Source organism: Geosporobacter ferrireducens (assembly GCF_001750685.1).
Classification (GTDB): Bacteria; Bacillota; Clostridia; order Peptostreptococcales; family Thermotaleaceae; genus Geosporobacter; species Geosporobacter ferrireducens.
Genome location: NZ_CP017269.1, coordinates 335368 through 349295, shown reverse-complemented (window position 1 = coordinate 349295; position 13928 = coordinate 335368). Strand labels below are relative to the sequence as shown.

The window sequence follows — 13928 nt, the reverse complement described above, 5'->3', positions numbered from 1 at the left end:
TTAAATAGGACAAAAAACCCAAGTCTATTCTGACTTGGGTTTTCTTAATATTTCTAATAGATTATAGCGAGGTGTTAAAAATAAGGTTTTATAATCCTCGTAGATTACCATGCCGGGCTTTGCTCCACTTGGTTTTTTTACGTTTTTTATTCGTGTATAATCAACAGGCACATTGCTTGAGGACTGGCCTTTACTAAAATAGGCAGCCAATTCCGCTGCTTCAAGGATACTTGTTTCAGAGGGTTCTGTATGTTCGCAGACTAGGATTACATGAGAGCCTGGAATGTCCTTTGTATGAAACCAAAGATCTTTTTTGGAAGCAATCTTTAAGGTTAATAAATCATTTTGCTTGTTGTTTTTTCCTACATATATTTTTAAACCCTCGCTAGAGACAAAGGACAAGATATTTGAGGCAGGAGTTTTTGACTTGGAAGAAGATTTACTTTTTCTTTTTCGAATATATCCTTCTTCAACCAGTTCCGTTCTGATTTCTTCCAAATCCTGTATCATTGTAATGCTTTCAATCGTATGAAGCAAGTTCTCAAAATAAGTGATTTCTGCTAGCGTATCTTCTAGCTGCAGTTTTTTTTCTCTTACGGCATTTTTAAATTTAGCATATCTCTTAAAATATTTTTGTGCATTTTGAGAAGGGGACAGTTTAGGCTCCAAGGGAATTGCAACATTATCGCCCATCTCATCATAGAAGTTTGGAACTACTGCCTCAGAAGCACCTTTTTGTATCAGATGAAGGCTGGCTGTAAGAAGTTCTCCAAAAATTCTATATTGATCTGCATTATGGGCTTCTAATAATTCTTCTTGAAGCTTTTGAGACTTTTTATAAAGACGTTCTAATGTTTGTGATGCAAATTTTTTAAGATCTACAGATTTTTGCTTTAGGCGGTCTGAAAGGTCTTTATGATGATAGTAGCTTTCGAGCATAGCACTCATTGTATCAAAAAAAAGCTGATCATAGAGATGATCATATTGATGTAAGTGGATCGCCGCGAAATCAATAAACTGTTTCTCTTGCTTTGCTATAAGAATATTTGGAGAATACATTTCTCGTTGTATCGATGTAATCATATCCTTGAAAGCAATCCATAGGGCTTGTACGTTATCTGCACACATTTGAGAAATGGTCAATTCGCTATCCAATTTAGCCCGATAGCAGATTTCTCGAGCCATTATAGGACTAATTCCTTGTAATCCCGAATAGAGTACTTTAAAAGCAGCGGTTCCCATTGTACTGCTTTCTAGTAGAAATTGAAAATCTTCTTGTGAGAAAGTTAAAGGATTTCTTTTATCGTGGGAGGGAGGCGCTATATAGAGTTTCCCGGGTAATATTTCTCGGTGTCGATTTACTTCTCCAGTTATTCTTTTAATGCTGTCTATAATCTTGTTATGTGATTGATCAATTAAAATAATATTGCTGTGTTTTCCCATCAATTCGATCATAAGCTCTTTCTTTGATAAAGTACCTAATTCGTCATAACTCTCTATTATAATCGAAACGATTCTTTCAAATTCGATTTGCCGAATTTCTATAATTTTACCGCCTTGGAGGTGCTTTCGCAGGAGCATGCAGAACATAGGCGGTGTTTCAGGATTTATTTTACTTTCTGTAGTTAGATGAATTCTCGGATGATTGCTGCTGGCAGAAAGAACCAACTTTTGATTTTTACCCATAGCTCTGACCAGCAGGTTGATTTCATCAGATTCCGGTTGATAGATTTTTTCAATTTTTCCAAATAAAAGGGATTGTCTAAGTTCGTTAACAATTGCAGAGACAACAATTCCATCAAATGGCATAATTATTCCTCCAAACACTAATTACTTATTTGTAAAGTATAACACTATTTTATTACATTTAAAAGTTGTTATATTTATGAAAAAGATCACAAAAAATAGTAAATGAATAGCAGGGAATAGAATATTTTTGTATAATATCCTATGTTATAATATTTATCAAAAGTTATACATTATTCTTTTAGCAAATAAATGAATAGAGTCGACTATAAATTATTAGAATAGAAAAGGAGCAGAAAGGTATGTTAAAGTTTTCTAAAATGCAAGGAGCCGGAAATGATTTTATACTGATAAACGGACTGGAACAGGATATGGATAATCTGTCGGGATTGGCAAAAAAATTATGTGACAGACATTTCGGCATCGGTGCGGACGGCTTGATGGCTGTAGCCCATTCGGAGGTTGCAGATATACAAATGATTTATTATAATTCCGATGGGTCCAGAGGAGAAATGTGCGGAAATGGCATTCGTTGTTTTTCCAGATTTGTTTTTGAAAAAGGAATTGTCACAAAACCATCCTTCCAAGTAGAGACCTTATCAGGTATAAAAGAGATAGGATTGAAGCTATCAGAGGGTCAGGTTAAGCGAGTGGCTGTAGACATGGGACCATGGAACTTTTCACCAGTAGAAATACCCGTGGAGACAAATAAGCCGGAGTTTATAAGGGAGCCGATCAGCGTTGAAGGAATACAGATGGAGATATCTTGTGTTTTGATGGGAGTTCCTCATGCAGTAATTTTTGTTGATCGAATAAATGAAACAGAAACCGTTCAATGGGGTTCTTTCATCGAGAAGTTGAAAATATTTCCAAAGAAAATTAATGTTAATTTTGTTAAAGTTGTTAATGAAAGGAATATTTTGGTCGATACTTGGGAGAGAGGCGCGGGAAAGACACTGGCTTGCGGAACTGGCGCATGTGCGTCTGTGATTATTGCTCACCACTTAGGACTTTGTGATACTGCTGTCAATGTAAAAGTAGCAGGAGGAGAGTTGCAGATTTGTATAGAAAATGAAAATCGTATTATGATGGAAGGGAAAGCCGATTTCATTTGTGATGGTTTATATTATTTATAAAAAAGAAAAAAAGATATCTCTTAAATTTTTCGAATAAAAATGATATAATTATTAGCTATGGAACTCAATATATGGATAGAGCATGATGAATGGATAGATAAAGCAGTTTATAACATTGTAAATTCAAAAACGGAAGGATGAACCATATGATTAGAAGTATGACTGGTTTTGGAAGAGGTGAAGCCAGAGACGATGCAAGACAGTTTATCGTAGAAATGAAGTCCGTAAATCATCGATACAATGATATTGTTGTCAGAATGCCAAAACGACTGTCCTATCTGGAGGAAAAAGTAAAGGATCTCATAAAGGATGAAATTAAGCGTGGAAGGGTAGAACTATATATAAGTTTGGAAGATATCGGTGAAGGAAACACCGATATCTCTCTTAATTCACCATTAGCTGAAAAATATTTGACTTGCTTAAAAGGCCTAAGGGATCAGTTTCAAGTTACTGACGATATTAGTGTTTCTTTGCTCGCAAGATTTCCAGATATTATTAAAATTGAGACGGCTGAAGAAGATGAGGATCAGCTATGGCTTTGTCTGAAAGAAGCGTCTCAAAAAGCACTGCAGTGTTTAATGGATATGCGAAGAGATGAAGGAAAAAAGCTGGCTGAAGACATTGGAAATAGATGCACTTACATATCGGGGATAATAGAAATCATCGAAAAGAGGGCACCGCAAGTTGTGTTGGAATACAAGGAGAAATTAAGAGAGCGTGTTAATGAATTATTGGAGGATTCTGCTCAAATAGATGAAACCAGGTTAAGTACAGAGGTTGTGATTTATGCCGATAAAAGCAGTATAACAGAGGAAATTGTAAGATTGAACAGCCATATCTATCAACTCAGAAAAACCTTAACCGAAAAGCAAGCTGTGGGAAGAAAGTTAGATTTTTTAATTCAAGAAATGAATCGAGAAGTTAATACCATTGGTTCTAAATCAAATGATTTGGAAATCGTAAATCATGTGGTTGAATTAAAAAGCGAATTGGAGAAAATCAGAGAACAAGTACAAAATATTGAATAGGAGGTTGAAAAATGAGTATTAAATTAATAAACATTGGTTTCGGTAATATTGTATCGGCAAATAGACTCGTAGCAATCGTAAGCCCAGAATCTGCACCGATTAAGAGAATTATACAAGAGGCACGGGACCGCGGCATGCTGATTGATGCAACTTATGGCAGAAGAACGAGAGCTGTAATCATTACCGATAGTGACCATATTATATTATCGGCTGTACAGCCTGAAACAGTTGCCCATCGATTGACTTCGAAGGATGATGCAGCAAAGGATCACTCTGAAAGTATGAAGAATGACTAAATAGAAGGAGATAAACAAATGATGAACAAAGGATTGCTCATTGTTGTATCAGGGCCTTCAGGTGCAGGAAAAGGAAGCATATGCCGCCAGTTGCTGAATACAGTATCTGAGATCAAATTATCTGTTTCGGTAACTACTAGAAATCCTAGATCAGGAGAAGTTGAAGGAGAAAACTATTACTTTGTTGAAAAAAAAGATTTCGAGAAATTGATCGAAAAGGACGATTTGTTAGAGTATGCTAAGGTATATGATAATTATTATGGAACGCCTAGAAAATATGTAATGGATCATATTCAACAAGGAAAAGATGTACTTTTGGAAATTGATATTCAAGGAGCATTGCAGATTAAAGAAAGGTATCCCGAAGGTATATTTGTGTTTATTTTACCCCCATCCATGCAGGAACTCAAAAGAAGAATTATTCACCGTGGTTCTGAAACAGAAGCTTCATTGGAGAAACGATTTCAAAGTGCTTTTGAAGAAATCAATTATGTAAAAAAATATGATTATTGCGTAGTGAATGATCATCTGGATCAAGCGGTGGAACGGGTTAAAGCAATTATTAAAGCAGAAAAGTGTAAAGTTACAAAAGATATAGAAGAAATCATTTTAAAATATAAGGAGGAAGGTTTATGTTAAATCCGCCGATTAATAAATTAATGGAGAAGGTTGATAGTCGATATACGTTGGTAGTAGCTACTGCAAAGAGAGCAAGAGAAATTATTGATGGTGACGAAAAGTTAACGAAGGTATCATCGAATAAACCTGTCACGATTGCAACTCATGAGATTGCAGAAAATAAGGTAACGTATAGAAGATTAGAATCGGATAAATAATGAGGTGTTACAATGTATTCTGATAAAAATGTAGTAATTGGCGTTACCGGGGGAATCGCAGCCTATAAAGCAGCTGATATTGTAAGCAGATTGAGAAAACTTTGTATTAACGTCAATGTTATTATGACAAAATCAGCTCAAGAATTTGTGCAACCACTGACATTTCAAGCTATATCTCAAAATTATGTAGTAACAGATATGTTTGAAGAACCAAAAACTTGGGATGTAGAACATATTTCTATTGCACAAAAAGCAGATGTTTTTTTAATTGCACCTGCCACTGCAAATGTAATCGGAAAGATTGCCGGCGGTATTGCAGATGATATGCTGACAACTACAGTAATGGCCACAAAAGCTCCAGTGCTGATAGCCCCAGCAATGAATACAAATATGTACGAAAATCCAATTGTACAAAAAAATATTGAAGCTTTAAAATGTATGGGTTATCATTTTGTTGAGCCAACTTCTGGGCGATTGGCATGTGGTGATTTTGGAAAAGGAAAAATGGCAGAACCTGAGGTTATTGTGAGCGAGCTACTGAAATTGTTATCACCAAATAAGGATTTACAAGGAAAGAATGTGTTGGTCACAGCGGGACCAACTAGAGAAGCTATTGATCCTGTCAGATTTATTACGAATCATTCCTCCGGTAAAATGGGTTATGCCATCGCTGAAAGAGCAGCTGCCAGAGGTGCTGAGGTGATGTTAGTTTCCGGACCTACGAATCTGCCAACCCCTATAGGTGTTAAACGTCTAGATGTGAATACAACAAATGAAATGTATAATATGGTGATAGAGCATTCAGATAAAGCAGATATTATTATTAAGTCTGCTGCCGTGGCAGACTATAGGCCAGAGACTGTAGCTGAGAATAAGATCAAAAAAGGTGACGTCGATATCGCGATTTCGTTAACACGAAACCCGGATATATTAAAAAAACTGGGAGAAATTAAAAAGGATGGACAAGTACTCGTAGGCTTTGCAGCAGAGACACAAGACATAATAGAAAATGCAAAAAGTAAGGTAGAAAGAAAAAATCTTGACTTTATTGTTGCAAATGACTTGACGAAAGATGGTGCTGGATTTAAAGGGGACACCAATATTGTAACGATTATAGACAGCACTGGAGATGTACAGCATTATGAGAAAATGGATAAGAAAGATTTAGCAGATATCATATTAGATAAGGCGAAGTCTATCTATATAAAGGAGTAGGGAAACCTACTCCTTTCCACTTCCTTCTACAAAAGGATATTTTTTGTTATAATGATATTAAGCTAAATACATGGAGGAAACATTATGAAGCAGGGGCACTTTGCAGAAATTTATATTAATCAGAAAAGCAACCATACAGACAGAGCCTTTACCTATCAGATTTCCGCTGATCTAGTAGAACGGATTCATGTTGGCTCTAGGGTCATGGTGCCCTTTGGAAGAGGAAACAACCTTATTGAAGGCTATGTGGTGCAGTTAAGGAGCTATGCAGAAATTGATCAAGCACATATCAAAACAGTACAAGCTGTCGTTGAAGAAGAATATGCTTTAAATCAGGAACTAATAGATTTGGCACAGTGGATGAAGGAACAATATTTATGCCGTTTTATTGATGCTGTTCAATGCATTTTACCAACAGGATCTACTTTAAAAAGAGAAAGAGTTTACAGTCTTGCAAGAGAATTAAATATTCATACTGCAATAGAGAGCGTTACAGAAAAGCAGCAGGCAATCTTACGGCTGCTGGATCAATATGGCAGTATGAATGAAAGTCAGCTGCAATCCAAACTAGAGGGTGCAGTAAAAGAGTTAAACAAGCTGCTTAGGAAAAAAATGATTCGGGTAGAGGAACTATTTAAAAAAGATGTGAATACGATCAAGGAGAAAATGATTCGATTGCCTGAAAACAAGTCCTATGAAGAAATCTTGGGTTGTATTGCGAAAACAGCAGTAAAGCAAAAATCTATTCTAGCATATCTTATGCAAAACGGGCCTACATCCTGGCCGATCCTAAAAAAAGCTGTGGGCGTAAGTACTGCTATACTCAAAGGACTTGAAGAGAAAGGTCTTGTTAATGTTCTTGAAATTGAAAAGAGAAGAAATCCCTATAAAAACCTTCAGGTAGCGTCTAATCAGCCCTATAAACTGACGAATGAACAAGAACAGGCAATGGAAACCATAATGCCTTTTCTCAATCATAAGCAGAACAGGATGTTTTTATTACATGGGATCACAGGTAGTGGAAAAACAGAAATTTACCTGCAGTTAATTGAAATTCTGATGAAACAAGATAGAGATGCAATTTTACTCGTGCCAGAGATTTCGCTGACAACGCAAATGATTGAACGATTTCATGCCAGGTTTGGAGATCAAATCGCAGTATTACATAGCAGATTGTCTCTTGGAGAACGGTTTGATGAATGGAAAAGGATTTATAATGGTGAGGTAAAAATTGCCATAGGCGCCCGTTCAGCGGTCTTTGCACCTTTTCGTAATCTTGGAATGATTATCATCGATGAAGAACACGAGCATTCCTATAAATCAGATTATAGCCCTAAGTATCATGCGGTAGAAGTTGCAGAGGTCCGTTGCAGAGCGAATAATGCCCTGTTGATTTTGGGTTCGGCAACGCCTTCCGTAGAAAGCTATAATAAGTCCATTACCGGAGAATATCAATTGATTCAAATGGTAAGCCGCTACAACTTCAATCCACTGCCGAAGGTAAGTGTGATTGATATGCGTGAAGAACTGCAGCGGGGCAATAAGAGTATCTTTAGTGAAATGCTTTATAATGAAATCAGGGAGAATTTGAAAAGAAAAGAGCAAACTATATTATTTTTGAATAGAAGAGGCTATTCCACCTTCATTTCTTGTAGGAAATGTGGCTTTGTTGTAAAATGTCCTCAATGTGAGATTGCATTAACCTATCATAAAAATATTCATCACTTAACCTGCCATTACTGTGGACAAACACAAAAACCGCCGACGACTTGTCTGAGTTGCGGAAGCAAATACATTAAATATTTTGGTGTTGGGACTGAGCAGATTGAGAAGGTAGCAAAAGATTATTTTCCAAGCGCAGTGGTTGCCAGATTGGATTTGGATACGACTACCCGTAAAGGCTCAATGGAAAGAATACTTAAAGATTATAGTGCTGGTCGTATTGATTTGCTCATTGGTACACAAATGATAGCAAAAGGGCTGGATTTTCCTAATGTAACACTGGTTGGGATCATTGCCGCAGATACCAGCTTAAACCTGCCGGATTTCCGTGCATCAGAAAAAACTTTCCAGTTGATTACACAGGTTTCAGGAAGAGCAGGAAGAGGGGAGCGTCCTGGGAGAGTAGTTGTTCAGACCTATGAACCAAATCACTTTGCTATTCGGCATGCTACAAACAGCAACTATCTAAGCTTTTATGAACAGGAGATCAAGTTGCGCAGAGAATTTTTCTATCCGCCTTTTTCAAGCTTGATTAATATTATTTTTAGTGGAGATGATGAAGGAGAAGTGATCAGAGCCGCTCAGGAATATACAGGAAGTTTAAAAAATTATTTACATAAGGAAGGGATTGATCCGGCTCAGACTGTCTATGGTCCTGCACCGGCACATTTGGCGAAGATAAGGCAAAATTTTCGCTGGCAGCTTATTATAAAAAGCAAATCTGTTGACCAAAGTCGTTTAACGGGTATAATAAATAGTATAAGAATGGAAAATAAGATGCAGGATATTATGAGAAGGATAATCATTAGCATCGATATAAATCCCTATAGTATGCTCTAACAAGGAGGAATTTTATGGCCATTAGAAACATTTTAAAAGATAGTGATCCGACCCTTAGAAAAAAGTCTCGGATTGTAGAAAAAATAGATGATAGAATATTGGTGTTATTGGATGACATGATTGATACCATGTATGAAGCGGATGGTGTCGGTTTAGCTGCACCACAGGTAGGCGTACTGAAACGAATCATTGTGGTGGATGTAGGAGAGGGTATTATCGAATTGATTAACCCGGAGATCATAGACTCTTGGGGAGAACAGGTAGGAGCTGAGGGCTGCTTGAGCCTGCCTGGAATTACAGGTGATGTAAGCAGACCGGCGGGTGTAAGGGTAAAAGGGCTAAACCGCAAGGGAGAAACGATAGAAATTGAAGGGAAAGATTTATTAGCAGTTGCCCTATGCCATGAAATTGATCATCTTGAAGGGATTCTATTTACAGATAGAGTCATAGATTAGGAGGCTAAAATGAAAATCGTATTTATGGGAACTCCAGATTTTGCTGTTCCTTGTTTAGATGAGATCATTAAGCGGAATTATGAAGTCTTGACGGTGGTCACACAACCAGATCGGCCAAAAGGAAGGGGGAAAAAACTAGCAGCTCCACCAGTAAAGGAAACTGCCATATTGAATAATCTCCCTGTGATACAGCCTGAAAAAATTAGAGAATCACAATTTGTCGAACAATTAAGAAGGCTTCAGCCGGATTGTATCGTAGTAGTAGCTTTTGGGCAAATTCTGCCCAAGAGCATATTAGAAATACCACCCTTAGGATGCATTAATGTACATGCTTCACTTTTGCCGAAATACAGAGGTGCGGCACCGGTTAATTGGGCCATTATTAACGGCGAGAAAAAGACGGGTGTTACGACGATGTACATGGATGAAGGACTGGATACGGGTGATATGATCCTAAAAAAAGAAATTGACATTGGAGAAATGACTGCAGGTGAGTTATATGAAAAGATGGCAATTTTAGGGGCAGATTTGCTAGGCGAAACATTGGCGCTTATTGAGAAAGGCATGGTAAAAAGAAGGCCGCAAACAGATGCTGAAAGCAGTTATGCGCCTATAATGGATAAAAATCTAGGGCGAATAGATTGGAGCAAGCCGGCTAAGGATATATACAACCTTATACGTGGTGTAAACCCATGGCCAAGTGCCTATACTACTTATAAAGGGGAAAGCTTTAAGATTTGGAAAAGTACGATTGTGAATCAAGACTGCCACGATCAAGCAGGTAAGATCATGAAGGTAAGTAAAGATGGTTTGCTGGTATGTACTGGAGAGAAATTGCTAAATATTGAGATTGTGCAGTTTCTGAATAGTAAACGCATGACTGTTGATGAATATTTGAGAGGGCATACCATAGAGGAAAATAATATACTAGGTGAGTAAGATGCTACTGAACGCGATGAATAAAAACAATTTTACATTTATCTTTATTATGCTGCTGATGACAAGTCTTTTTATTTTGTTTGGATTTTTTTGTTTGTATTTGACGCAGATCAGTAGTCTTGTATTATATCGGATATTTTTGAATATAATACTAATAGCAGCCTTTTTAATCGGGTTATTTATGCTGACAAGCATGATTTTAATTATGCGTACTTTTAAGCATGAGAAAATATCTGCTTTTCAAAGTTGGATGATAAAGTTATCCATGGCGGTTATTTATCCTAACATTTTGAGCATCTGTGGTATTATAGGTATTGATAAGGATCGGGTTAGGAAGGTTTTTTCGGATATTAATAATCAACTGATCTTATCCAAAACTTATCATATTGCCCCAGAGCAAATACTAATTTTAATACCGCATTGTTTGCAGAAAAAGGAATGTCCCCATAAGATTACGTCAGAAATTGAAAATTGTAAAAGATGTGGTTTGTGTGATGTGGACAGACTTATTATGTTAAAAGAAAAGCATTCAGTACAGTTATTCGTAGCAACTGGAGGTACTATTGCCAGAAAAATTGTTCAAGAAACACAACCAAAGGCGATTATTGCAGTAGCTTGTGAAAGGGATCTAAGCAGTGGGATACAGGAAGTGAGAGGGATACCGGTAATTGGTATCGTCAATGAAAGACCAGAAGGTCCTTGTGTGAATACACGGGTAAGTATTAAAAAAATAGAAGACTGCATCAAATATTTAAAAGGCGAGGGGGAATTATAATGGGTTTATTTTACTCACCATATGGAGGTTTTGGTCCGGGAATGATGTTTTTGTTGCCAGCCATTATTTTAGCAATGTACGCACAAGCAAAGGTAAGGAATACATTTCAGAAGTATTTGAAGGTGAGCAATCAAAAAGGATATACAGGAGCTCAAGTAGCGAGAGCTATTTTAGATAGGAATGGGTTAAGGGATGTAGAAGTGGAGCATGTCGGAGGCTATTTATCAGACCACTATGATCCAAGGGTAAAGGTGCTGAGATTATCTCCTCAGGTATTTAGTGGGACCTCCATTGCTTCCATTAGTGTTGCAGCTCATGAAGCGGGCCATGCAATCCAGCACGGCGTTGGATATATACCCTTAACAATGAGAAATACAATTGCTCCTATTGCAAGCTTTGGGTCGCAGGCGGTTTGGATGCTTGTTTTTGGCGGCTTTATTTTAGGCTGGACCGGTTTAATTGATCTGGGAATTTTATTATATATGGCTGCCGTAGCCTTTCAGATTATCACTTTACCGGTAGAATTTAATGCCAGCAGTAGAGCTATTGAACAATTAGAAATAGGCGGATTTATTTCTACAGAAGAAATTCGTCCTTCTAAAAAGGTATTAGACGCTGCTGCACTAACTTATGTCGCTGCGATGGCTGTGTCTGTGGCGCAGTTATTACGACTTTTAGTTTTAAGAAATAGAAGAGATTAATAAATGCACCCTGTATAGGGTGCTTTCATTTATGGAACAAAGGAGCGAGAAAAATGGAAAAAATCAACGCAAGAAGAATTGCATTGGATGTACTGGTGGATATTGAAAAAAATAACGCTTTTTCGAATATTGCATTGCAAAGAGCTTTGAAAAATAAAGAAATAGAAGATCGGGACCGAAGATTTGTGACAGAACTGGTCTATGGTGTTATTGAAAATAAAATCTATTTAGATTATATTATAAATATACTGTCGAAAATTAAAATGAACAAAATTAAATTGGAAGTGCTGAATATATTGCGGATTGCCCTATATCAAATTATTTTTCTAGATCGAATTCCCTCGGCAGCAGCTGTCAATGAAAGCGTTAAATTGGTAAAAAAAATCGAGTTTGGAGCAACCGGCTATGTCAATGGTTTGTTAAGGAGCTATTTGCGTAGGATGGATGAACTAACACTCGATAAGGAGCATATGGATATTGCAGAATATTTATCGATTCGGTATTCCCATCCAAAATGGTTAGTGGATAAATGGCTGCAAGATTTCGGAGAGGTATTTACGGAGGGTTTGCTGAAAGAAAATAATGAAACTCCTCCTTTAACTGTGAGGACAAATACGCTGAAGACAAGCAAATCTGCTTTAATGAAAGAGTTGATTGCAGAGGGATTAGAGGTTGAGGCTGGAAAATATACACAGGAAGCATTACATATTGGCAATGCAGCCAGCATAGAAAAGCTGAAATCCTTTCAACAAGGATTGTTTCAGATTCAGGATGAAAGTTCTATGCTGGTATCTCATGTTGTAAATCCAAGACCTGGGGATTTTGTAGCAGATCTTTGTGCTGCGCCGGGAGGAAAAACAACCCATATGGCACAATTGATGGAGAACAAAGGGAAAATATCAGCTTGGGATATTCATGCACATAAGGTTAAGTTAATTAATGAAGCAGCTCGGCGGCTGGGAATCACTATTGTGGATGCAAGATGCTTTGATGCAAAAGAACTGGACGAGACCTTTTTGGAAAAGGCAGATAAGGTATTGGTAGATGCCCCTTGCTCAGGTTTAGGAATTATACGGAAAAAACCAGAAATCAAATATAATAAAAGTTTGGAAGAGATTGAAGGAATTGCTGAACTTCAGCTGGATATTCTAAAGAATGGAGCAAAATATGTGAAAAAAGGAGGTTATTTAGTATATAGTACTTGCACAATTGAGAAACAGGAAAATGTTGGAGTAATGAAACGCTTTTTGGAGGGAAATCAGGATTTTGAGTTAGCAGATATTAATGAAACCTTGCCGGAGAATTTAAGGACTGAACAAAAGTATTTACAGCTGTATCCTCATATACATGGTATTGATGGATTCTTTATCTGCAAATTTAGAAGAGTAAGATGAGGCCATAACTGCAAAGGCCTTTTAAGTATGGTATAATATGGTTTGTATATAAAAATAATATTACTATCTTTTGATAGGGTTAGGATTAAACATTGGTGAGGTGATTTAATGGAAATCGGGGCATGTTCTCATATTGGAAAAATAAGAGAGATAAATGAAGATGCATTTTTTATTGCTAAGGACGATGATAATCTTTTTATCGTTGCAGATGGAATGGGAGGACATAATGCTGGAGAGGTAGCAAGCAATATAGCCATAGACGCCATTACAGATTATATTGATAAAAATATGAACATACAGGGAGACCATGAGGAGCCATTGATCTTTCGTGAGATTCGGAAGGCAATTATTGAAGCAAATCATAGAATATTGGAACGTGCTGTAATGGATGAGAATTGTCAAGGAATGGGTACAACTTTAACCCTCGCACTTATACTATCAAAAGTTTATATTGGACATATAGGAGATAGTAGAGCTTATCGAATCAATAAGCAATGCATGACACAAATCACAGAAGATCATTCTTTAGTCGCGGAACTCGTTAGAAATGGTAGTATTACTGAAGTTGAAGCGAAAACTCATCCACAACGAAATATTATTACACGAGCCCTAGGTACGGAAGAAAATATTAAAATTGATATTTACAGTGTTCCTTTCGATAAAGAAGATATCATAGTGCTCTGTACAGATGGGTTGACGAACTTGGTAGAACCTTCAGAAATAATGGAATGCATGCTTTATAGTGAAAATCTACAAAGAGCCTGTGAGCACCTAGTAGAATTAGCGAACGAAAGAGGCGGATATGATAATATTACAATTTTAGCAATCAAAAATAACTGAAAATG

Annotated in this window: 14 protein-coding genes; 13 read left to right on the top strand and 1 reads right to left on the bottom strand. The window is 37.0% G+C overall.

All coding sequences use genetic code 11. From position 1 onward, the window contains the following. Positions 1-24: 24 nt before the first annotated feature. Positions 25-1809, bottom strand: a complete 1785-nt coding sequence (locus Gferi_RS01750) for an Rqc2 family fibronectin-binding protein (protein WP_069973978.1) — start codon at positions 1807-1809, stop codon at positions 25-27. A 239-nt stretch (positions 1810-2048) separates the two neighbouring features. Between Gferi_RS01750 and dapF the strand changes: the two genes are divergently transcribed. The 13 genes from dapF (at position 2049) to Gferi_RS01685 (ending at position 13923) form a co-directional block, all read left to right on the top strand. Beyond that, on the top strand, positions 2049-2882 hold the full coding sequence (gene dapF / locus Gferi_RS01745) for a diaminopimelate epimerase (RefSeq protein WP_069973977.1): 834 nt from the start codon (positions 2049-2051) through the stop codon (positions 2880-2882). Between the two features lie 146 nt (positions 2883-3028). Continuing rightward, a complete protein-coding gene (locus Gferi_RS01740) occupies positions 3029-3910 on the top strand; it encodes a YicC/YloC family endoribonuclease (RefSeq protein ID WP_069973976.1) in 882 nt (293 codons plus the stop codon). 11 nt (positions 3911-3921) lie between these two features. After that, positions 3922-4206 carry an extracellular matrix/biofilm regulator RemA gene (remA, locus tag Gferi_RS01735; protein WP_069973975.1) on the top strand — a complete coding sequence of 95 codons (285 nt, stop codon included), beginning with the start codon at positions 3922-3924 and terminating at the stop codon, positions 4204-4206. Between the two features lie 18 nt (positions 4207-4224). Beyond that, a complete protein-coding gene (gene gmk, locus Gferi_RS01730) occupies positions 4225-4845 on the top strand; it encodes a guanylate kinase (RefSeq protein ID WP_069973974.1) in 621 nt (206 codons plus the stop codon). Beyond that, entirely contained in the window at positions 4839-5042 is a 204-nt protein-coding gene (gene rpoZ, locus Gferi_RS01725) for a DNA-directed RNA polymerase subunit omega (protein ID WP_069973973.1), read from the top strand. The genes gmk and rpoZ overlap by 7 nt, the downstream gene beginning before the upstream one ends. 12 nt (positions 5043-5054) lie before the next feature. After that, a complete protein-coding gene (gene coaBC / locus Gferi_RS01720; RefSeq protein ID WP_069973972.1) occupies positions 5055-6257 on the top strand; it encodes a bifunctional phosphopantothenoylcysteine decarboxylase/phosphopantothenate--cysteine ligase CoaBC in 1203 nt (400 codons plus the stop codon). An 84-nt stretch (positions 6258-6341) separates the two neighbouring features. Further along, positions 6342-8819, top strand: coding sequence for a primosomal protein N' (priA, locus tag Gferi_RS01715; protein ID WP_069973971.1), 2478 nt, complete (start codon positions 6342-6344; stop codon positions 8817-8819). Between the two features lie 14 nt (positions 8820-8833). Beyond that, entirely contained in the window at positions 8834-9274 is a 441-nt protein-coding gene (def, locus tag Gferi_RS01710; protein WP_069973970.1) for a peptide deformylase, read from the top strand. Positions 9275-9283: 9 nt separating this feature from the next. Then, positions 9284-10213: a methionyl-tRNA formyltransferase gene (fmt, locus tag Gferi_RS01705; RefSeq protein WP_083273313.1), complete on the top strand. Its 930-nt coding sequence runs from the start codon at positions 9284-9286 to the stop codon at positions 10211-10213. 205 nt (positions 10214-10418) lie between these two features. Then, a complete protein-coding gene (locus Gferi_RS01700; RefSeq protein WP_169832952.1) occupies positions 10419-10988 on the top strand; it encodes a DUF116 domain-containing protein in 570 nt (189 codons plus the stop codon). Next, complete coding sequence (locus Gferi_RS01695) at positions 10988-11689, top strand: zinc metallopeptidase (protein WP_069973969.1); 702 nt, start codon at positions 10988-10990, stop codon at positions 11687-11689. Before Gferi_RS01700 ends, Gferi_RS01695 begins: the two co-directional genes overlap by 1 nt. Before the next feature lie 53 nt (positions 11690-11742). Next, entirely contained in the window at positions 11743-13083 is a 1341-nt protein-coding gene (gene rsmB, locus Gferi_RS01690; RefSeq protein ID WP_069973968.1) for a 16S rRNA (cytosine(967)-C(5))-methyltransferase RsmB, read from the top strand. A gap of 108 nt (positions 13084-13191) precedes the next feature. Then, the gene (locus tag Gferi_RS01685) at positions 13192-13923 is read left to right on the top strand and encodes a Stp1/IreP family PP2C-type Ser/Thr phosphatase (RefSeq protein ID WP_069973967.1); all 732 of its coding nucleotides are present in this window, start codon (positions 13192-13194) and stop codon (positions 13921-13923) included. The last annotated feature ends 5 nt before the right edge of the window (positions 13924-13928 follow it).